We start from the raw sequence: 21,056 nt of genomic DNA on the forward strand, positions 1-21,056 counted from the left end.
GGATACGGAGATGAGCACACGTCGCGTTTTATTCATCTGTACAGGAAATACATGCCGTAGCCCGATGGCGATGGCGTTACTACGCTCGAAAGTCGCTGATCAGGAATTCGATGTCCGTTCAGCAGGCCTACGTTCGATGCAAGGATTCGATGCGTCTGAGAACGCACTACAAGTGTTACGCGAACGCGGCATCGAACTCGAGCACTATACGCAAGTCTTCGATGATGTACTTGGACGCTGGTCCGACATCATCTTGACGATGACGCGTCAGCACAAGCAAGAAGTCGGTGAACGCTATCCGGAACTGAAGGAACGGACGTTTACCTTATATGAATATGTGACAGGGCTTGAACGGGATATCAATGATCCGTACGGCGGATCGATGAATGTCTACCGGCAAGTACGCAATGAACTCGAACCCCTCGTCAACCGTCTTGTGTTAAAATTGACGCAGAACGGAAACGGAAGAAAAGCTCCGGATACACGGAAACTTCCGAAAAAACAACCTAAACAAACGGGGGAATAGTAAAGATGAAAGTAGCAATCGGCGCGGATCATGGCGGTTTTAAGTTAAAGGCAGAAATCAACGATCTCTTACAAGAGCTCGGCATCGACTATACGGACTTCGGTACGTATTCGTCCGACTCGATCGATTATCCGGATGTCGCGATTCCGGTCGCTGAGGCAGTCGCGAATGGAGAGTTTGATCGTGGTATCTTGATTTGTGGAACCGGAATCGGGATCGGAATCGCAGCGAACAAGGTCAAGGGCATCCGAGCAGCACTCGTCCATGATACGTTCAGCGCGAAAGCGACGCGTCAGCACAACGATTCGAACATCTTGACGATGGGCGAACGCGTCATCGGTCCAGGACTGGCACGTGAGATCGCACAACTTTGGCTTGAAACGGAATTCGAAGGCGGACGTCATGAGAACCGCGTTTGCAAAATCTCAGATTATGAGGTGAAGTAATGGACTTGACACGCATCCAGCACGATTTAGAAGAAGCACTGAACGCTCTGGATGAACGATTTTCCTTAAAAGGAAAATTGCTCGTAATTGGCTGTTCGACGAGTGAAGTCATCGGCAAACAAATCGGCAAGGCGGGTTCACCGGAAGTTGCGGACGCGTTGTTTGACGTCTTCGATGCCTTTCGTCGTTCGCACCAAGTCGATCTTGCCTTCCAAGGCTGCGAGCATATCAATCGAGCGCTGACGCTTGAGCGGCAAACGGCAGAACGACTCGGGCTTGATCCAGTGACGGTCGTGCCGGTTCCGGAAGCCGGTGGGTCGATGGCGAGTGCTGCCTATCAGCGCTTCTCGGCACCGGTCGTCGTCGAAGCGATTCAGGCAGACGCCGGGATTGATATCGGTGACACGTTCATCGGGATGCACTTGAAGGCTGTTGCGATTCCTGTGCGCTTGCCGCATAAGGAAATCGGTGAGGCACACGTGACGGCAGCCGTGACACGACCGAAATTAATCGGTGGAGCACGTGCTAAATACGAATGATTGATGCAAGGGGTTGCGCACCCCTTGCTTTTTTGATGTTGTTTTTAGGGATGCCGGGAACGAAACATTCGTGTTAAGATAGGTCTATCGAAATGAAATGGGGGAATTCAGATGGAACAAACACCGCTTACGTATCTGAAACAACAAGATGAGGCACTCTTTTCGGCAATGCGCCAGGAACTAGGTCGTCAACGGGATAACATCGAATTGATCGCATCCGAGAACTTCGTCTCGCAAGCTGTCATGGAAGCACAAGGCAGTGTCTTGACGAACAAGTACGCAGAAGGTTACCCAGGTCGTCGTTATTATGGTGGCTGTGAGTATGTCGATCTCGCTGAGAATTTAGCACGCGACCGCGCGAAGGAAATCTTCGGAGCGGAGCACGCGAACGTGCAACCACACTCGGGTGCACAAGCGAACATGGCGGTTTACTTCACGATTCTCGAGCAAGGCGATACGGTCCTCGGGATGAACCTCTCGCACGGTGGCCATCTGACGCACGGTAGCCCCGTCAATTTCTCCGGTGTCCAGTACAACTTCGTGGAATACGGTGTCGATCAAGAGACAGAGATGATTGATTACGACGTCGTCGCACAATTAGCAGAAGAGCACAAACCCAAATTAATCGTCGCGGGCGCATCGGCGTATCCGCGCGTCATCGACTTCAAACGTTTCCGTGAAATCGCAGACAGCGTCGGCGCTTACTTGATGGTCGACATGGCACACATCGCCGGACTCGTCGCAGCAGGTCAGCATCCGAACCCAGTCGAGCATGCGCATTTCGTCACGACGACGACGCATAAGACGTTGCGTGGTCCACGTGGTGGGATGATCCTCTGCAAAGAAGAGCATGCGAAAGCAATCGATAAAGCCATTTTCCCAGGAATCCAAGGAGGGCCACTCATGCACGTCATCGCTGCAAAAGCTGTTGCGTTCGGCGAAGCCCTTGCACCAGAGTTCAAGGACTACATCGGTCAAGTCGTTACGAACGCAAAAGTCCTCGGTGAGGAATTGACGAATCGTGGACTCCGGATCGTCTCAGGCGGAACGGATAATCACTTGCTCCTCGTCGACTTGCAACCGCTTGGGATCACAGGAAAACTCGCAGAGCACGCGCTTGACGAAGCCGGCATCACGGTCAACAAGAACACGATTCCGTTCGACCCAGCAAGCCCGTTCGTTACGAGTGGTATCCGGATCGGAACAGCTGCCATGACTTCACGCGGCTTCAAGGAAGCGGAGATGAAAGAAATCGCTGAGTTGATCGAACTCGTCTTGAACCACCCAGAAGAAGCAGATGTTCTCGCACAAGCACGTGAGCGTGTCGTTGCGTTGACAGGTCGTTTCCCACTCTACCCAGAGCGCGGATGACTGTCATCCCCTTCGTCCTTTTCATTATGAGAAGGGGGAGGGGATTTTTGTTTGTCTAAAAAAGGAGGCGTACGATGTATATTCTAGTCGTTGAAGATGACCCGCATATCCAATCACTTGTCGTATCGACGTTACAAGCCGACGGACACGCCGTACGAGCGACAGCAGACGGAAACGAAGCACTCGCCTGGATTGAAACGATGACGTTCGAAGCAGCCGTACTCGACGTCCTGCTTCCCGGACAGACCGGTCTCGTCTTGTGTGAGCGGTTACGGCAAAACGGGGACATCCCGATCTTGATGCTAACGGCGCTCGGAGAGCTGACGGATAAACGGGACGGTTTTGCAGCAGGGGCCGATGATTACATCACAAAACCGTTTGATCCGGAAGAATTAGTGTTTCGTCTCCACGCCGTGGCGCGGCGCTATCAAAAAGCGGCGCAACCCGTTCTGCATCTTGGGGACGTCACGATTGACAAACGCAGTCAGCTCGTGACGATCCAGTCGACTGAGTGGACATTACCGCGGCGCGAGTTCGAATTATTGCATCAGTTGGCAAGTTTCCCAGGGCGGGTCTTCAGTCGCGAGGAGTTGATCGAGCACGTTTGGGGACTTGATTTCATGGGGGATGACCGGACGATTGACGTCCATATCAAACGACTCCGTGGACGCTTAAAGGAGACGAATCAGGTGAAGATTGAGACCGTCCGCGGACTCGGGTACCGGTTGGAGGTCGAAGCATGAGGAGCCTCTATACAAAGATCGTCGGACTCGTCTGTGTCGTCCTACTCGTGTCCGCACTACTCGCTCTATTAATTAGTAACATCGCCTACTATACGTTTTGGCAGGACAGCTATAGCCAAAAAGTTGAGGAAGCGGTCGAGACAGCGATTGATTATTACGAGACACACGGTGACGGAAAGACAGAATCGTTTTACCGGATGTTACAGGCGACAGGCTTTCAACTATATGTCCAAACGGACCATGGAACGGAGCGTTACGGAAATCCATTTCGTGATGAAACGCTCTCAAGTCAAATTGTCGAGCAAGTGAAAAATGGTCAACCGTACTATGGGATGCGTGAGTATCCGTTCCACCTCTTCTTGCTTGGACTATTCGATAACGAAGTCATTAATACGTACGGCACGTCAGTCAAGACGGCGCAAGGAACGGATGCGATCTTCGTCCGACCGGACTTGAGTCGGCAAATCCGGGAGTTGCACCTGTTCGTCGGTCTGTTTCTCGGATTGTTGGTCGTGATCAGCTTCCTCATGCTTGTCTTTTCCATCCGTTATCTCGTGCGCCCAATCCGGCGCCTGACAAAAGCAACGGAACAGATGGCAGACGGTGACTACGGAATCCGTGTTGGAACGAAAGCACGCGATGAGATTGGAGAGCTGTCCCGGCGGTTTGACGAGATGGCAGCGGCAGTCGAAGCGTCTGATACGGAACGACGCCGGTTCGTCGCAAACGTCTCGCATGAATTTCAGTCGCCGCTGACGACGATCTCAGGGTACGCGGGGCAACTCGACGTGACGGGAGAAGACGTCAGGAAACGGACGATCATTCAACAAGAGGCAGAACGGATGTCGGAGCTGACACGTCAATTGTTGATCTTAGCGAAGCTCGATGAAGGAAGGCGCTTCAAGCGGCAAGCACTCAATCTGCGCGCGAGTCTAGAGACGACACTCGCAACACTTGCCTTTCAGCTCGATGAGCAAGGCATCGCCGTCGCACTCGATGTATCGCCAGCACTACAGATTCAGGCAGACGCCAGTGCACTCGAACATGTCTTCCAAAATGTCATCCGAAACGCCGTATCGGTCTCAGCAGACGGGGCGACGATTCATGTTCAAGCAGAAGAACAGGCGAACCAGGTCATCGTCCGGATCAAGGATGAAGGACCAGGTATGACGGATGAACAGATGGAACATGCCTTCGAACGCTTTTATCAAGGCGATGCGTCTCGGACATCGCGCGGAACGGGACTTGGACTTGCGATCGTTAAAGAGACAATGCGTCAACTCGGTGGGGATGCGAACTTGTCATCCGATTCCTCGGGTTTGACCGTGACATTAACTTTTTTGCGCGTATGATGCGTGCGTTCATGTTCCGTTCATATTGCAGTCGTATCATCAATCCTGTAGCGAACATACAGGAGGGATCACGCAATGAAATTAGGATGGAAAGAACTCGTCCGGATGAAAGGACGATTCAGTTGGATGACGATCGTGACAATGTTGATTGTCTTATTGATTTTGATGATCACCGGACTTGCGGACGGGCTGGCCTATGACAATGGGGCTGCCGTCCGGAATCTACCGGTCGAGCAGTTTGCACTGAGTAAAGATGCGGAAGGACAGCTGACCCGTTCATTCTTACAGGCGGACGAGACACCAAAGGGAGCAGAAGCGCTCGGTGTCCAGAACATGGTGCTTGAGAAGAAGAATGGAACGAAGGATGACGTGACAGTCTTTGCGTTACCAGAGACGACGAATTATGGTCCAAAACAGTTGCAATCATTGCAAAAAGGCGAAGTGCTCGTTGATGCTGCGTACGCGGACCAACGCGGAACACTTGTCGGCGATACGATTACCGATTTTCGGACGAAAGAGACGTTCCGAATTGCCGGTACGGTGACGGACGGTCGTTATAGTCACGCACCGGTCCTTTGGATGACGAATAAATCATGGCAAGCGTGGCAATCGAAAATGGGCGCGTCATACGTCTCAGCGTACATCGGTCAGTCGTTACAAACGGATCAAGCCGTCTTTTCGAAACAAGCGGTTGTCGAGAACGTACCGGGTTATGCGGCAGAGCAAAACTCCTTCCAGATGATGCGAGTCGCGCTTGTCGTCATCGGGGCATTGATTCTGACAGCGTTCTTCTATATCTTGACGATGCAGAAGATGAAACAGCTTGGTGTCTTAAAGGCGATTGGCATTCGGACACGAACGATGAGTGCGAGTCTACTCGTACAAGTCATCCTCCTGACGAGCCTCGCCTTTGGTGTCAGTGTTGTTATCACCTATCTGACGAGCCGCTTCTTACCAGCGGATCTTCCCTTCCGATTTGAATGGTCGACGAGTCTGATGTACGGCGGTATTCTGATTGCAACGGCGATGCTCGGAGCGCTTGTTCCGTTACGAATGGTGAAAAAACTTGAGGCGGCAGACGCGATGGGAGGAATGAATGGATGATTCAGTTAGAACGGATTGAACAGAGTTATGGTGAAATGACCGTCCTGCACGACATTAATCTTCAGGCGGAAGCAGGTGAGCTGATTGCCCTCGTCGGACCAAGCGGGAGTGGGAAAAGTACACTCCTTCAGTTGCTTGGTTTATTGCAGACACCAACAAAAGGTGCCGTCTATTTTGATGATACGTGCGTCAGTGAAGCATCGGGCGAAGAACGTCGTCGCTTACGTCTCGAGGAAGTCGGGTTCATCTTTCAGGAGTCGCATCTCGTACCCTTTTTGACGGCACGGGAGCAACTGGAACTCGTCGCAAAAGAAGCTGGACGGACGGTGGATACGGTCGCAGCACTCGCCATGTTCGGACTCGAGCATCGCAAAGATCATTTGCCGCATGCGTTATCGGGCGGCGAGCGTCAACGCATCGCGATTGCTCGCGCCTTCGTCAATGATCCACAACTCGTCTTAGCGGACGAGCCGACTGCAAGTCTCGATTATGCGAATGGGCGTCGGGTGATGGAGCTATTGCAACAGCAAGCGCATGAGTCGAACAAGACGATTATCGTCATCACTCATGATGAAAGGATGCTTGACGTCTGTGATCGTATTTGGCGGATCGAGGATGGAAAAATCCATACAGCATAAGACAACGAATGGATCGCTTTCGAGAGAATGGAAAGCGATTCTTTTTTTATATTCAATCTTGTAAGAGGAGGCGATGTCATTCCAAAAATTTGCTATACTTTTTAAAAAAGGAAATGAAGGAGTTTACGCGTTATGAATATTATGAAGTTGACCCAAGCCGAGCTCGCGTCGACGACAGGAAGCCAGATGTTGAAATGGTTGGAGAAGAAGAGTACGACGAAATTAGAATACAAACGACTGTACGAAGATTTCAAAACGATCATCATCATGCAACAAGCAGGCTTTTATGAACAAGCGGATGCACGGCTTCTGCAATGGAAACATTTACCGATGCCGGTTGAATATTATACATATCGTCTTGCGATCGCCTCCAAGGCAGGCGGACGACGTCTTGCGAAGAAGCGATTCAAGGCGCTGCCGGAAGCGATTCAGAAACATGCCAAATTAAAACCGTGGCGCCAAGCGGTGAATCAGAATCAATGGTGGATGGCGGCAACCGGAGTGGTAGCGGCCGGTCTCTTATTCGTAGGTATTCAAGCGTGGTCTCCTACTTCAGAGAATGCTGCACCGAAAGAAGAGACCGATCAAAAAATTGCGCAACAATTGGCTGCCTTACAAACGGAAGTCGAGCAATTAAAAAAAGAAAACGAGAAATTAAATACGGATCAGAAGCAAAAGACGGAAGCGGAAGTAAAACAAGAAGAGTCGCCGGTTAAGGAAAAGAAAACGACGAAAACGAGTGGTATGAAACCGGAAGCCGCATTAAAAGAAGCGGTTGCGGCCGTTCAAGCAAAGGATTATCAAAAAGCGAATGACCTGTTGAGTGCAGACGTCTTGAAAAATAAAGAGACGGCAGGGATGGCGCGTTTTTATAAATTGATTGCCGCTGGTAAGTTAAAGAAGACGACACAGGCGGACTATATCGCTTACCGTGAGGATTTTCCGAAGTCGGGTTACATGAGTGATGTCCTCTGGATGCAAGCCGTTTATGAACAAAAATATAAAAAAGGTGATTATCGCGCGACCTTGCAAGAACTCGCACAACAGCCGGACAATGAATGGTCTTACGCGGCGAAAGCGATTCTTTCCGGCAAGAGCACGCTCGGGGACTGACGAAAAAACAGTTCCCAAGCAGTGCGCTTTTAGAGTACAATGCGAAAAGAGAATGGAGAGGAGATGCAAACAATGAGTAAAGTACATGTATTTGATCACCCATTGATTCAGCACAAGATGACGATCATGCGTAAGGTCGAAACAGGAACGAAACAATTCCGGGAACTTGTCGACGAGGTGGCTTCATTGATGGCATATGAAATCACACGTGACCTTCCACTCACAGATGTCGCGATCGAGACACCGGTCACGAAGACGACGCAGAAGATGATCGAAGGCAAGAAACTCGGGATCGTCCCGATTCTCCGCGCCGGTCTCGGGATGGTCGACGGCATGCTCCGCATGATGCCGAACGTCAAGGTCGGTCACATCGGTTTGTACCGTGATCCGGAGACACTCGAGCCAACGGAATACTACCTCAAGCTCCCAACAGACGTCGCAGAACGTGATTTCGTCGTCGTTGACCCGATGCTTGCGACAGGTGGTTCGGCGGCAGACGCCATCTCCTCCTTAAAGAAACAAGGGGCGAAGAGCATCAAGCTCGCATGCCTCTGTGCAGCACCTGAAGGCGTCAAACGCGTTCAAGAAGAACACCCGGACGTCGACATCTATCTCGCGGCACTCGACGAGAAGTTGAACGACCACGGCTACATCGTCCCAGGACTCGGTGATGCAGGAGACCGTCTTTTCGGAACGAAGTAAAAAAACAGCAAGATACACAAAAAGACCGCAGACGATGATCTGCGGTCTTTTCGTTGCTATTTCGTAAACTGCGCAAGACTGCTCAAATATGCTTTAATGAAAAAAGGAAAAAAGGAGGAAGTCACCATGCCGATTACAGTCATGCCGATTTTCGGGACTCGACCGGAAGCCATCAAAATGGCACCGCTCGTCAACGCCCTGAAGCAACACCCTGCTTTTGATGTTCATGTCACAATCACAGCCCAGCACCGCGAGATGCTTGATCAAGTACTTACCCTGTTCGAAATCGAACCGGATCACGATTTGAATATCATGAAGCAACGTCAAACCCTCGTCGACATTACGACGCGTGGTCTTGAAGGACTCGATGCGATCATGAAAGAGATCAAGCCGGACCTCGTCCTCGTCCATGGCGACACGACGACGACGTTCGTCGGAAGCCTGGCTGCCTATTACAATCAAATCGCAGTCGGTCACGTCGAGGCAGGACTGCGGACATATAATAAATACTCACCGTTCCCAGAAGAGGTCAATCGTCAGTTGACGTCGACGCTCGCAGATTTACATTTTGCTCCGACGGCACAAGCAGCAGCGAATCTCGCATCCGAGAATCGTCATACTGGTGTCTACATCACAGGGAACACGGCAATCGATGCCTTGCAGACGACCGTCCAATCCGATTACGTGCATCCGATGCTTGAGACAGTCGGGGACCGGAAGCTGATTCTGATGACGGCACACCGTCGTGAGAACCAAGGCGAGAAGATGCATCAAATGTTCCGGGCGATTCGTCGCCTCGTCGATGCGTTCCCAGACACACACGTCGTTTATCCGGTCCACCTCAATCCGGTCGTCCAGGAAGCGGCGAAAGCCGTGTTCGAAGGACATGATCGAATTTCGTTGATTGCTCCACTCGACGTGTTTGATTTTCATAACTTCGCGAGCCGTGCGCATTTAATCTTGACGGACTCGGGTGGCGTACAGGAAGAAGCACCATCACTCGGTGTACCCGTTCTCGTTTTACGGGATACGACGGAACGTCCGGAAGGAATCACTGCCGGGACGTTGAAGCTTGCCGGAACGGAAGAAGAAACGATCTACCAGATGGCGACAGAACTCTTAACGAATGAAACGCTCTATCACGAGATGGCGCATGCTTCGAACCCGTATGGCGACGGTCATGCATCCGAACGCATCGTCCAAGCAATCCTGCATCACTTCGGTCAAGGGGAGGCTCCTGCGCCGTTACTCACACAATAAAAAACAATGATCACTCTCGAATCGCTTACATTCACTTGCTTTCTTCAGGTGAGACGTGAGCGATTTTTTGTCGAGCCTTAAAGTTCGTGACATTAAGATGGTTGATTTATAGGGATAATATCTTTAAATCTTACCATTTCCACTAAAATCAGCCCATTTGTTTAGAAAATGTAAAACCAGATGACCTTGAAATTGGAAAGCAAACCTTGACGATTCAAGCTGTGACGCACCTCACGATTGGAAAAATGGAAATCGTTGAAATCTATTGTTACAAACAGATGTCAGAGCAGTTTTTGTGTCCCGATTCGGAAGCGTTTACAATTGTGAACGAAAAATGTTTTTTCACAAAATCGACACAAATCAATTTTAGCGGTCTTGTTTCGGTTTAACGAGCACGATATAACGTTACTATTCAACGGTTTTGTTCACCATATGAACAATCTCTTTAACCGTTGATAGCACTACATATTTTCTTCACATCTTCGTGAAATGACTTGCACGGATGACATCTGTGAAAACCTTATCATTCGTTGATATGTATAGGTTTTTCGGCTCTGTTTTTATTGTGAATTCATTTGACTATGAAAGCTGCTTCATTGTATTCTTGACTAGTATGAAAATCCGCAAATTGTGGGAAAGAAAAAGAACTCGCAATTGGGAAAAAGGGGGTCGTCTCTAGTGCGCCAAAGTGGGCTCGCAAAGAGTATGGTCATGGCCTCGCAAATTTCGACGGCACTGGCTGCACCGATCGTCATTGGCTTTTTGGTTGGGAACTATGGGGAACAACAACAATGGTGGGAAAAAATGGGTGCGACGTTCGCCGTGTTCATCGGGATTTTCATCGGCATTCTTTGCATGATCGCCATGATCAGGCACTTGTTAGGGGAGAAGACATGAACATCATCCTTCAAGATGCGTTGTATCGTGCGTACTTACGATGGTTTGGACTCTTTTACGGGATCCTTGCTGTCCTGCTGCTCATCGGACGCCCCGGTGAACCGGTCATTTATGGACTGGCACTTGGTGGAACTGGCAGCTTTCTGATCTTGACGCTTCAACGATTAAGCGTCGATCGGATGTATCGTGTAATCGAGACGGGGCGAAAGCCGGTGTCTCGAGGGACCGTTTCACGCATGGCGGTCGCGGTACTCTGTGTGATGATCGGTTTGAAGTATCAAACTGAATTGTCATTAACTGCGGTGGTAATAGGCCTTCTCGCCGGCCACGTCATACAATTTTGTGAGTTCTTGACTCACGAACTCAAGCGGGAAAAGAGGTGAATAGTCAAATGAACCACGAAATGCCACTTTACGAAATCCCACTCTGGGGTGACTTCGTTCTGTACGGTAGCTGGACGAACTTGATCACAGTATTGATTGCTGCTGCTCTCGTCTTCTTGATTGCCGTGGCCGGTACGCGACGTCTTGTGATGAAGCCAACCGGTGCTCAAAACGTGATGGAGATGTTCCTCGAATTCGTTCGCGGTATCATCAGCAGCACGATGGACTGGAAAACAGGGGGTCGCTTCCTTACGTTCGGAATGACATTATTCCTGTTCATCCTTGTATCCAACATCATGGGTCTCCCATTCAACGTCGTGACGGGACACTACATTTGGTTCAACTCACCAACTGCAGATCCTTACGTGACACTGGCACTTTCATCTATGGTAGTGGTCATGAGCCATTACTACGGTGTGAAGATGCGAGGCTTCGGCGCTTATGCGAAAACATTCATGACGCCGATGTTTATCATTACCATCATCGAGGAGTTTGCAAACACGTTGACGCTCGGTCTTCGTCTTTACGGAAACATCTTCGCTGGTGAAATCATGATCGGAATCATCCTTTCGATCGGTATCGTCTCTGGTACGAACGATTTCCAATTCCTCGGACCAATCGGCGCAATCATCTCGGGTATCCCGATGTTGATCTGGCAAGGATTCTCACTCTTCATCGGTGGTATCCAAGCGTACATCTTCCTTATCCTGACGATGGTTTACATCGGACATAAGGCAGCGCACGACCATTAATTCGAAGGTAAAGCATTCGCTTTTCCGATAACAGCACGACCAAATCAATGAACACACTCTAGGGAGGCAATTTATCATGAATCTTATTGCAACAGCGATCATCATCGGACTCGGCGCACTCGGCGCAGGTATCGGTAACGGTCTTATCGTAAACGGTACAGTATTAGGTCAAGCACGTCAGCCAGAACTCAAAAACGAACTTCGTCAAACAATGTTCATCGGTATCGGTCTTGTTGAGGCACTTCCAATCATCGGTGTAGCGGTCGGTTTCCTTCTTCTCAACTCTTAATCCACGATTAACGAGAACGGACTACATAGGGCGCTATTCGTTCAACGTTTGAGTGAACCGTCACGGGAGCTTAGGCTCCCTTATGTAGATATTGAAGTTGAACCAACCACGAGGGGAGTGTAATCGAATGAATCTAACGTATCTTGCGGCTGAAGGAGTAGCGGAATCAAACCATCCTCTTATCGCCAACATGATCGTCACGATCGTCGTTTTCCTCTTGCTCCTCATCCTCTTGAAGAAATTCGCATGGGGCCCGCTCGTCAACATGATGAAAGCGCGGGAAGAGCATGTGGCTAGCGAGATCAACTCGGCTGAAAAGAGCCGTAAAGACGCTGAAGTCTACGTAGAACAACAACGCGAAGAATTAAACAAGGCGCGTACGGAAGCACGCGACCTTTTAGAAGCATCACGCCGTCAGGCAGAAGCAGAACAAGCACGTGCGATGGAGCAGGCACGTCTTGAATCCGAAATGAGTAAGGAAGAAGCTCGCCGTGCGATCGAACGTGAACGCGCTGAAGCACAAGCTGCTTTGAAGAACGATGTCGCTCTTCAAGCAATCGCTGCAGCACGCCACGTCATGAAAACACAGCTTGCGACGGACGAAGTCGCTCAAAAAGCACTCGTCGATCAATTCCTTGCTGATACTAAGGGCACGAACTAATGCGTGATCACGTAGCGGGACGCTACGCAAAAGCGCTCTTCGATCTTGCGCTTGAGCACCATGTGCTCGAGCAAGCAGAAGCTGATGTGCGGACGCTCGGCGAAGTGCTCCACGCAACACCAGAGCTCGCTTCGGTTTTAGATAACCCATCGATTTCTGCTGAAGAGCTCAAGCAAGTTCTTCAAACAAGCTTCACTGGCTTCAACTCGATCGTCTTGAACACGTTGCTCGTCATGGTCGAAAACGACCGGGCGGCAGAGATCGTTACATTACCGGAACACTTCATTGCATTGTTGAATGAACACCGCAATGTCGCGACGGCAATCGTCACGAGTGCATACAAATTGTCAGACGAGGAACTCACGAAAGTGAAAGAGACGTTTGGCCAAAAATCAGGTAAAACGCTTGAAGTCGAGAACGTCGTCGACACGAGTGTCATCGGAGGACTTCGCGTTCAAATCGGTTACACGACATATGACGGTACGATCGAAACTAAACTAACGCGCCTTGAGCGTGAGCTGTTAAAAGCGTAAGAAAATAGGGGTGAAACGCATGAGCATTAGAGCTGAAGAAATCAGCGCCCTGCTTAAAGCGCGTATCGCGCAGTACGGTTCTACGATGGAAGTGAACGAGACAGGTACGGTCATCCAAATCGGTGATGGTATCGCTCGTGCACACGGACTCGACAACGTCATGTCGGGAGAGCTCGTAGAATTCGCTAACGGCACAATGGGCTTGGCGCAAAACTTAGAAGAAGGCAACGTCGGTATCATCATTCTTGGTGACTACCTTGAAATCAAAGAAGGCGACTCTGTTCGCCGTACGGGCCGCATCATGGAAGTACCAACAGGAGACGCACTCCTCGGACGTGTCGTCAACCCACTCGGTATGCCAATCGATGGTCTTGGTCCAATCGAAACAGAACACTACAACCCGATCGAGCGTAAGGCGTCTGGCGTCATGGCGCGTAAATCGGTACACGAACCACTTCAGACTGGAATCAAGGCGATCGATGCCCTCGTTCCAATCGGTCGTGGACAGCGTGAGTTGATCATCGGTGACCGTCAGACGGGTAAGACGTCGATCGCGATCGATACGATCATCAACCAAAAAGAAGAAAACATGATCTGTATCTACGTCGCAATCGGACAAAAAGAATCAACAGTCCGTGGCGTCGTCGAGACGCTCCGTAAAAACGGTGCACTCGATTACACGATCGTCGTTTCGGCAGCGGCTTCACAGCCAGCTCCACTTCTTTACCTCGCACCATTCGCAGGTGTCGCGATGGGTGAACACTTCATGGACCAAGGCAAACACGTTCTTGTCATCTATGATGATCTTTCAAAACAAGCAGCAGCTTACCGTGAGCTTTCACTTCTCTTGAAACGCCCACCAGGCCGCGAAGCTTACCCAGGGGATGTCTTCTACCTCCACTCACGCCTTCTTGAGCGTGCGGCGAAGTTAAACGACGAGCTTGGCGCAGGTAGCTTGACTGCCCTTCCGTTCATCGAAACACAAGCGTCGGATATCTCGGCTTACATCCCGACGAACGTTATCTCGATCACGGATGGTCAAATCTTCCTTCAATCGGATCTCTTCTTCTCAGGTGTCCGTCCCGCGATCAACCCGGGTCTCTCGGTATCGCGTGTAGGTGGTTCGGCTCAAGTAAAAGCGATGAAGAAGGTAGCGGGTACGCTCCGTCTTGACCTCGCCTCTTACCGTGAGCTTGAAGCATTCGCACAGTTCGGATCTGACCTTGATAAAGCGACTCAATCGAAGCTTAACCGTGGTGAGCGGACAGTTGAAGTCTTGAAACAAGACTTGAACCAACCACTTACTGTCGATAAGCAAGTCATCATCATCTATGCCTTGACTCGTGGTCACCTTGATGATGTTGCTGTAACGGATATTCGTCGTTTTGAAAAGGAACTCAACCTCTGGCTCGATCAAAACCGCAAACAACTTTGCGATGAGATCCGTAAGACAGGTAACCTTCCAGCAGACGAAGAGCTCGTAGCAGCAATCTCAGAATTTAAGAAAACGTTCCAAGCGACGGTCTAATCCGGCGGAACGCTCTTGAAACTAACAAGGTGGTGAATCGAAATGGCATCGTTGCGCGAGATACAAACGCGGATCAACTCGACGAAAAGTACGAAACAGATCACGAAAGCGATGAACATGGTTTCGGCGTCGAAACTGAACCGCGCTCAAGCACATAGCGCGAAGTTCCAACCTTACATGCTGAAAATGCAAGAGGTACTCGGAACCATTGCGAATGGCACGACAGGTGCGAGCCATCCGATGCTCGAGAAACGTCCCGTCAAAAAGACGGGCTACATCGTCATCACATCGGATCGCGGCTTAGCTGGTGCATATAACGCCAACGTGCTGCGTGAAGTCTACCGGGAAATCAAAGAAAAGCATACTACGGACAGTTACGTTCTCTTCGTGGTCGGTAAAGTCGGTGTCCAGTTCTTCCGTTCACGCGGAATCACGGTCACGGATGCGATCACAGGCTTGAACGATTCTCCTTCGTATGTCGACGTCGCTGAGATTGTGAAGCGCACAGTGAGTGCGTTCACGGTCGGCGAAATCGACGAGCTCAAGCTGTGCTACAACCACTTCTTGTCTGTCATCAGCCAGGAAGTGAAAGTCGAAACCCTTCTCCCACTCGGAGAAATCGAAGCTTCGTCTTCGACGACTTATGAGTACGAGCCAAGCGAGGAACAAATCCTTGCGGAACTCCTCCCGCGTTATGCGGAGAGCTTGATCTTCGGTGCGCTTCTTGACGCGAAAGTAGCAGAACATGCGTCACGTATGACAGCAATGCAAAGTGCGACAGATAACGCAGATGACTTGATCGGTCGATTGACTCTCGTCTACAACCGAGCTCGACAAGCTGCGATCACGCAAGAAATCACAGAGATCGTCAGTGGGGCTGCTGCACAGCAGTAATCCCGACTGGCGTAACGATAGGTAGGAGGAAACACGATGAACGAACTCGGTTTAAAAGGCCGCGTCGTCGCGGTCATGGGACCTGTCATCGACGTTAAGTTCGAAGGACACTTACCGAACATCTACAACGCGCTTCGTATTCAATATACGCCGCAAACTGTAGAAGAAGTGGCTATCGACTTGACGCTTGAGGTCGCCCTGCACCTTGGTGACGACGTCGTCCGTACCATTGCGATGGACTCTACGGATGGAGTACGCCGTGGAATGGAAGTACTCGATACGAATGCTCCAATCTCGGTACCCGTCGGAGAAGCGACACTTGGTCGCGTCTTCAACGTACTTGGTAACCCAATTGATGAAAAAGAAATCGCTGCTGACGTGGAACGTCTTCCGATCCACAAAAAAGCACCGACTTTCGATAACCTTTCAACGAAAGTTGAAATCCTCGAGACTGGAATTAAAGTCGTCGACTTGCTCGCTCCTTACATCAAGGGTGGTAAGATCGGTCTCTTCGGTGGTGCCGGTGTAGGTAAGACCGTCCTCATCCAGGAATTGATCAACAACATCGCGCAAGAGCACAGCGGTATCTCGGTATTCGCAGGTGTTGGTGAGCGGACACGTGAAGGAAATGACTTGTTCCACGAGATGACGGATTCAGGCGTTATCAAACAAACAGCGATGGTCTTCGGTCAGATGAACGAACCACCGGGTGCACGTCTCCGTGTTGCCTTGACTGGTTTGACAATGGCAGAGTACTTCCGTGATGAGCAAGGACAAGACGTTCTTCTCTTCGTTGATAACATCTTCCGTTACACTCAAGCGGGTTCTGAGGTATCAGCCCTTCTCGGTCGTATGCCATCTGCCGTTGGTTACCAGCCAACACTCGCAACAGAGATGGGTATGCTCCAAGAGCGGATCACATCAACAAACAAAGGTTCGGTTACATCGATCCAAGCGGTTTATGTACCAGCCGATGACTATACTGACCCGGCTCCTGCGACGACGTTTGCTCACTTAGATGCAACGACGAACCTTGAGCGCCGTCTCTCTGAGATGGGGATCTATCCTGCCGTGGATCCACTTGCTTCGACATCACGTGCCCTTTCACCGGAAATCGTCGGCGAAGAGCACTACGGTGTTGCTCGTCAAGTTCAGGAAACACTTCAGCGTTATAAAGAACTTCAAGATATCATCGCGATCCTCGGTATGGACGAGTTGTCAGAAGACGACAAATTGACTGTACACCGTGCGCGTCGTATCCAGTTCTTCTTGTCGCAGAACTTCCACGTAGCTGAGCAGTTCACAGGACAAAAAGGATCATACGTCCCAGTTAAGGACACGATCCGCGGCTTCAAAGAAATCCTCGAAGGTAAACACGATGATTTAACGGAAGAAGCATTCCGTCTCGTCGGTCCGATCGAAGATGCGATTGAAAAAGCGAAGGCGCTTGTCTAAGTGACAAAGCATAAGGGGGACTTGAGATGAACACACTTCATGTCAATATCGTCACCCCGGATGGCGAAGTGTATGATGGCGATATCCGTATGGTCGTTGCGAAGACGATTTCTGGTGAGATCGGGGTTCTCCCGCACCACGTCCCACTCGTGACTCCACTCGATATCAGCATCTTGAAGTTGCGCCACGAAGATGGCGGACGCACGTTGATCGCTATCAGCGGTGGCTTTATGGAAGTGCGCCAGGATACTGTAACGGTTCTTGCGGAAACTGCGGAGCAAGCAGATAAGGTCGATTACGACCGTGCTGCAGCTGCGAAGGTTCGTGCAGAACGTCGTCTCCAGGACACGAAACTATCAGAACTCGAATTCAAACGCGCAGAGCTTTCGTTGAAACGGGCAATCAACCGTCTCAGCTTGAAAGACTACGGTCGCGATTGATTCGACCAAAGACCCGAATTCCTTTACGGAATCGGGTCTTTTTTTGTACGATGCGTCAATGAATGAGTGCGACACCGCGTTTTCCTGAGCAGGCGTCTTGAATCAGGTTTAGGAAGCGAAAAATATGTAAAAGTACATTATATGCCTTGTTTTCACGGTTTCTTCAACAGAAAGCTCATGATTTTCCTTATTTGCTCTTCAATAAATATATTTTATGCGATAAAATAAATGCAGCTTGTGTCATTTTGTTTGCGCAATCATTCATTTTATGAAATCATGGTAAAGTTGAAGAAATTATGAAGAAGAGGTGCGAGGATAGTGACGTCAATTGGTATTAGTGCTCTGATCAGCATGCTCATGTACGTGATCGCCATCTTATTTGCTTGGTGGGTGATGTTACCAATCAAATGGGATAAATTCCTGCAACATCCTAGAGGTCCACAGGCGGTTTTACTACGTGTCCTGCTTGCTGTCGCTCTTGGTTCCAGTCTGGCTCGCTTTTTACTTGAATATGCCGGTTTTGCGCAGCGTCTGAAATTCTTATTCAGCTGAACTTGTAACTTCATTGTAAACCTTGTATCGTGAAACTGGATTACCATGGAAAAGGACACTGTTCTTTAATGAAAGAACACAGTCAATTTATCAATCATCGAAACAGTCGCGTAGTAGTTTTAACTATTGGGAGTTTCTCTTCTATCGGTTCATCTCGAATCGTATACGCACTTATCACGCCATCATAAATAGAACAGAAACGAAGCAGAGGAGTATGGGGAATGGAAAAAATCGTTGTCCGAGGCGGACGTAAATTAGCTGGCACAGTCAAAGTAGAAGGTGCAAAAAATGCCGTATTAAAAACACTCGTTGCAACATTGCTTGCATCAGAAGGACAATCCGTCCTTCAAAACGTACCACGTCTAGCAGACGTCTATACGATCAATAACGTCTTGCGCAACTTGAACGCAGAAGTCGAATTCGATGCGGAAGCTAACACGGTGACGGTCAATGCAGAGCCGAATCTCAAAGACGAAGCACCACTTGAGTATGTCCGGAAGATGCGGGCATCGATTCTCGTCATGGGACCATTGCTCGCGCGTCTCGGTCGTGCACGCGTTGCGATGCCAGGTGGCTGTGCAATCGGTTCACGTCCGATTGATCTTCACTTGAAAGGCTTCGAAGCGATGGGCGCGAAGACGATCATCGGAAACGGTTTCGTCGAAGCACATGTAGATGGTCGTCTCAAAGGTGCAAAAATCTACCTTGACTTCCCGTCAGTCGGTGCAACGGAAAACATCATGATGGCTGCGACGCTCGCAGAAGGAACGACAGTCATCGAGAACGTCGCAAAAGAACCAGAAATCGTTGACCTGGCGAACTTCTTAAACGCAATGGGCGCTAAAGTTCGTGGTGCAGGTACAGAAACGATCCGCATCGAAGGCGTCGAGAAGTTACACGGTGCAACACATTACGTCATTCCGGACCGGATCGAAGCGGGTACGTTCATGATCGCAGCAGCAATCACTGAAGGTGACGTCGAAGTCATCGGAGCAGAGCGCGAGCACCTTCGTCCACTCATCTCGAAGATGGAAGAGATGGGCGTTAAGATCACGGATACAGAAGAAGGACTCCGTGTCATCGGTCCAGCGAAACTCGAAGCAGTTGATGTCAAGACGATGCCACACCCTGGATTCCCGACAGACATTCAAGCCCAAATGATGGCTCTCGTCCTCAAAGCAGGCGGCACATCCGTCATCACGGAAACAGTCTTCGAAAACCGCTTCATGCACGTCGAAGAATTCCGTCGTATGAATGCGGACATCAAGATTGAAGGACGTTCATCAATCATCAACGGTGGCGTACAGTTGCAAGGAGCAGAAGTTCTTTCAACAGACCTTCGCTCAGGTGCTGCACTCGTCACGGCAGGATTGATTGCTGAAGGCGAAACGCGCGTCGGTGCCCTTCATCACATCGATCGTGGATACGTCGACTTCCACCTCAAACTTCAAGCACTCGGTGCGGACGTCGAACGTGTGACGGAAGAAGTAGCAGTCGTCGAAGAAACAGCAGCAACGAAGCTTTAATCAATCATTCATCCAGCACCATCCTAGTTTTTCGGGATGGTGCTTTTTTTGTATTTTCAAAAAGATGACAATGAAATGAGAAAAGCACAAAAGAAAGTCGTTTCGCTATGAGCCGTGTGCTAGAATTGAAAGGTATGTATACATAAATGGGTTAGACGTCCAAACGACGTTCTATATTTTGGAAGAATAGCCATCGGGTAAAGGAGAGCACACGAGATGTTTTCAAAAGATATCGGAATCGACTTAGGGACGGCGAATGTCGTCATTCATGTCAAAGGGAGAGGCATCGTCCTCGATGAGCCATCGGTCGTCGCGATCGATAAGGCAACAGGTAAGATTCATGCAGTAGGAACGGAAGCACACTTGATGGTAGGACGGACACCGGGGAATATCGTCGCGATTCGTCCCCTCCAGGATGGGGTCATCGCGGACTTCGAGATGACAGAGGCGATGTTACGACACTTCATCGATAAGATTGAAGTCCGTAAGATGTTCGGTGGAGTACGTATGCTGATTTGTACACCAGCAAGCATTACGACGGTCGAGGCGAAGGCGATTCGCCAAGCCGGTGAGAAGTCAGGCGCGAAGACGGTCTTCCTCGAAGTCGAGCCGAAGGTCGCAGCAGTCGGTGCCGGAATGGACATCTGGATGCCAGCCGGGCACATGGTTATTGATATCGGGGGCGGGACGACGGACGTCGCGGTTCTCTCAATGGGTGATATCGTTTGTGGTGAGACGATCAAGGTCGCAGGGGATCGTTTCGATCACGACATCATCCGTTCAATCAAGGATACACATAAGCTCATCATCGGGGAACGGACGGCACAAGCGGTCAAGACGACGGTTGCTACTGTTTCAGAAGACGGACGGAGCGAACAGATGGACATTCGGGGACGCAATCTCGTGACAGGCTTACCGCACAACATCACGGTGACATCTGAAGAGATGCACGAAGCGCTCGCGGAAGCGGCGATGGAAATCGTCGAAGCGACGAAGCGGGTGCTTGAGAAAACGCCACCTGAGCTTGCAGCGGATATCATTGACCGTGGCATCATCCTGACAGGTGGGGGCGCGCTTCTTGACGGAATCGATCAACTACTTGCAAAAGAACTCGGATTACCGGTGTTGATTGCTGAAGATCCGATGTTATGTGTCGCGCGTGGAACGGGCATTATGCTCGACAACTTAGGGAAGTAATATGACAGCAGAAGTATTCTCAAAAGAGGATGCTTCTTTTTTATGATTCGACCATCGAAGTGATGCGTTCAGTGAGAGATACACTTAAACGATTCAAACGCTAGACATTTCATAATATGAAGTGTATATTAAAAGTTGTTGCATTGAAACGAATT

At 50.0% G+C, this 21,056-nt stretch carries 24 protein-coding genes; all 24 read left to right on the forward strand.

All coding sequences use genetic code 11. The features are described from left to right. Window positions 1-10 precede the first annotated feature (10 nt). The gene (locus ACHWTJ_RS02330) at window positions 11-526 is read left to right on the forward strand and encodes a low molecular weight protein arginine phosphatase (RefSeq protein ID WP_023469513.1); all 516 of its coding nucleotides are present in this window, start codon (window positions 11-13) and stop codon (window positions 524-526) included. Window positions 527-531: 5 nt separating this feature from the next. Continuing rightward, a complete protein-coding gene (gene rpiB, locus ACHWTJ_RS02335; RefSeq protein ID WP_294740232.1) occupies window positions 532-972 on the forward strand; it encodes a ribose 5-phosphate isomerase B in 441 nt (146 codons plus the stop codon). Next, window positions 972-1,511 carry a TIGR01440 family protein gene (locus ACHWTJ_RS02340; RefSeq protein WP_023469511.1) on the forward strand — a complete coding sequence of 180 codons (540 nt, stop codon included), beginning with the start codon at window positions 972-974 and terminating at the stop codon, window positions 1,509-1,511. Before rpiB ends, ACHWTJ_RS02340 begins: the two co-directional genes overlap by 1 nt. Window positions 1,512-1,622: 111 nt before the next feature. Beyond that, on the forward strand, window positions 1,623-2,882 hold the full coding sequence (gene glyA, locus ACHWTJ_RS02345; protein ID WP_023469510.1) for a serine hydroxymethyltransferase: 1,260 nt from the start codon (window positions 1,623-1,625) through the stop codon (window positions 2,880-2,882). Window positions 2,883-2,956: 74 nt separating this feature from the next. Further along, the gene (locus tag ACHWTJ_RS02350; RefSeq protein WP_394679032.1) at window positions 2,957-3,625 is read left to right on the forward strand and encodes a response regulator transcription factor; all 669 of its coding nucleotides are present in this window, start codon (window positions 2,957-2,959) and stop codon (window positions 3,623-3,625) included. Further along, window positions 3,622-4,977 (forward strand): sensor histidine kinase, encoded by a 1,356-nt coding sequence (locus ACHWTJ_RS02355; protein ID WP_394679033.1) that lies wholly within the window; start codon window positions 3,622-3,624, stop codon window positions 4,975-4,977. The genes ACHWTJ_RS02350 and ACHWTJ_RS02355 overlap by 4 nt, the downstream gene beginning before the upstream one ends. Before the next feature lie 75 nt (window positions 4,978-5,052). Then, the gene (locus ACHWTJ_RS02360) at window positions 5,053-6,081 is read left to right on the forward strand and encodes an ABC transporter permease (RefSeq protein ID WP_394679034.1); all 1,029 of its coding nucleotides are present in this window, start codon (window positions 5,053-5,055) and stop codon (window positions 6,079-6,081) included. Then, window positions 6,078-6,719: an ABC transporter ATP-binding protein gene (locus ACHWTJ_RS02365; protein WP_394679035.1), complete on the forward strand. Its 642-nt coding sequence runs from the start codon at window positions 6,078-6,080 to the stop codon at window positions 6,717-6,719. The genes ACHWTJ_RS02360 and ACHWTJ_RS02365 overlap by 4 nt, the downstream gene beginning before the upstream one ends. 132 nt (window positions 6,720-6,851) lie before the next feature. Next, a complete protein-coding gene (locus ACHWTJ_RS02370) occupies window positions 6,852-7,832 on the forward strand; it encodes a hypothetical protein (protein ID WP_394679036.1) in 981 nt (326 codons plus the stop codon). Window positions 7,833-7,904: 72 nt separating this feature from the next. Then, window positions 7,905-8,534, forward strand: coding sequence for a uracil phosphoribosyltransferase (gene upp, locus ACHWTJ_RS02375; RefSeq protein ID WP_023469504.1), 630 nt, complete (start codon window positions 7,905-7,907; stop codon window positions 8,532-8,534). A gap of 126 nt (window positions 8,535-8,660) precedes the next feature. Then, entirely contained in the window at window positions 8,661-9,794 is a 1,134-nt protein-coding gene (gene wecB, locus ACHWTJ_RS02380) for a non-hydrolyzing UDP-N-acetylglucosamine 2-epimerase (protein ID WP_394679037.1), read from the forward strand. Window positions 9,795-10,472: 678 nt separating this feature from the next. Continuing rightward, complete coding sequence (locus ACHWTJ_RS02385) at window positions 10,473-10,691, forward strand: AtpZ/AtpI family protein (protein ID WP_023469502.1); 219 nt, start codon at window positions 10,473-10,475, stop codon at window positions 10,689-10,691. Further along, window positions 10,688-11,074 (forward strand): ATP synthase subunit I, encoded by a 387-nt coding sequence (locus ACHWTJ_RS02390; protein WP_294744692.1) that lies wholly within the window; start codon window positions 10,688-10,690, stop codon window positions 11,072-11,074. Before ACHWTJ_RS02385 ends, ACHWTJ_RS02390 begins: the two co-directional genes overlap by 4 nt. 8 nt (window positions 11,075-11,082) lie before the next feature. After that, window positions 11,083-11,826 carry a F0F1 ATP synthase subunit A gene (gene atpB / locus ACHWTJ_RS02395; protein WP_035410629.1) on the forward strand — a complete coding sequence of 248 codons (744 nt, stop codon included), beginning with the start codon at window positions 11,083-11,085 and terminating at the stop codon, window positions 11,824-11,826. 76 nt (window positions 11,827-11,902) lie between these two features. After that, on the forward strand, window positions 11,903-12,115 hold the full coding sequence (gene atpE, locus ACHWTJ_RS02400) for a F0F1 ATP synthase subunit C (RefSeq protein ID WP_023469499.1): 213 nt from the start codon (window positions 11,903-11,905) through the stop codon (window positions 12,113-12,115). Window positions 12,116-12,242: 127 nt separating this feature from the next. Next, window positions 12,243-12,776, forward strand: coding sequence for a F0F1 ATP synthase subunit B (gene atpF, locus ACHWTJ_RS02405; protein WP_056064215.1), 534 nt, complete (start codon window positions 12,243-12,245; stop codon window positions 12,774-12,776). After that, on the forward strand, window positions 12,776-13,309 hold the full coding sequence (locus ACHWTJ_RS02410) for a F0F1 ATP synthase subunit delta (protein WP_023469497.1): 534 nt from the start codon (window positions 12,776-12,778) through the stop codon (window positions 13,307-13,309). The genes atpF and ACHWTJ_RS02410 overlap by 1 nt, the downstream gene beginning before the upstream one ends. A 19-nt stretch (window positions 13,310-13,328) precedes the next feature. Continuing rightward, window positions 13,329-14,837: a F0F1 ATP synthase subunit alpha gene (atpA, locus tag ACHWTJ_RS02415; protein WP_035395863.1), complete on the forward strand. Its 1,509-nt coding sequence runs from the start codon at window positions 13,329-13,331 to the stop codon at window positions 14,835-14,837. 42 nt (window positions 14,838-14,879) lie between these two features. After that, a complete protein-coding gene (gene atpG / locus ACHWTJ_RS02420) occupies window positions 14,880-15,731 on the forward strand; it encodes an ATP synthase F1 subunit gamma (RefSeq protein ID WP_035410620.1) in 852 nt (283 codons plus the stop codon). Between the two features lie 36 nt (window positions 15,732-15,767). Next, window positions 15,768-17,186: a F0F1 ATP synthase subunit beta gene (atpD, locus tag ACHWTJ_RS02425; protein ID WP_023469494.1), complete on the forward strand. Its 1,419-nt coding sequence runs from the start codon at window positions 15,768-15,770 to the stop codon at window positions 17,184-17,186. A 26-nt stretch (window positions 17,187-17,212) separates the two neighbouring features. Further along, window positions 17,213-17,626 (forward strand): F0F1 ATP synthase subunit epsilon, encoded by a 414-nt coding sequence (locus tag ACHWTJ_RS02430; protein ID WP_053454400.1) that lies wholly within the window; start codon window positions 17,213-17,215, stop codon window positions 17,624-17,626. A 318-nt stretch (window positions 17,627-17,944) separates the two neighbouring features. Next, window positions 17,945-18,178, forward strand: a complete 234-nt coding sequence (locus tag ACHWTJ_RS02435) for a DUF1146 family protein (RefSeq protein ID WP_023469492.1) — start codon at window positions 17,945-17,947, stop codon at window positions 18,176-18,178. 221 nt (window positions 18,179-18,399) lie between these two features. Beyond that, window positions 18,400-19,704 (forward strand): UDP-N-acetylglucosamine 1-carboxyvinyltransferase, encoded by a 1,305-nt coding sequence (gene murA, locus ACHWTJ_RS02440; protein WP_294740240.1) that lies wholly within the window; start codon window positions 18,400-18,402, stop codon window positions 19,702-19,704. A gap of 216 nt (window positions 19,705-19,920) precedes the next feature. Then, entirely contained in the window at window positions 19,921-20,901 is a 981-nt protein-coding gene (gene mreB / locus ACHWTJ_RS02445; protein WP_023469490.1) for a rod shape-determining protein MreB, read from the forward strand. Window positions 20,902-21,056 lie beyond the last annotated feature (155 nt).

It is taken from the genome of uncultured Exiguobacterium sp. (assembly GCF_964277885.1).
Lineage (GTDB): Bacteria > Bacillota > Bacilli > Exiguobacteriales > Exiguobacteriaceae > Exiguobacterium_A.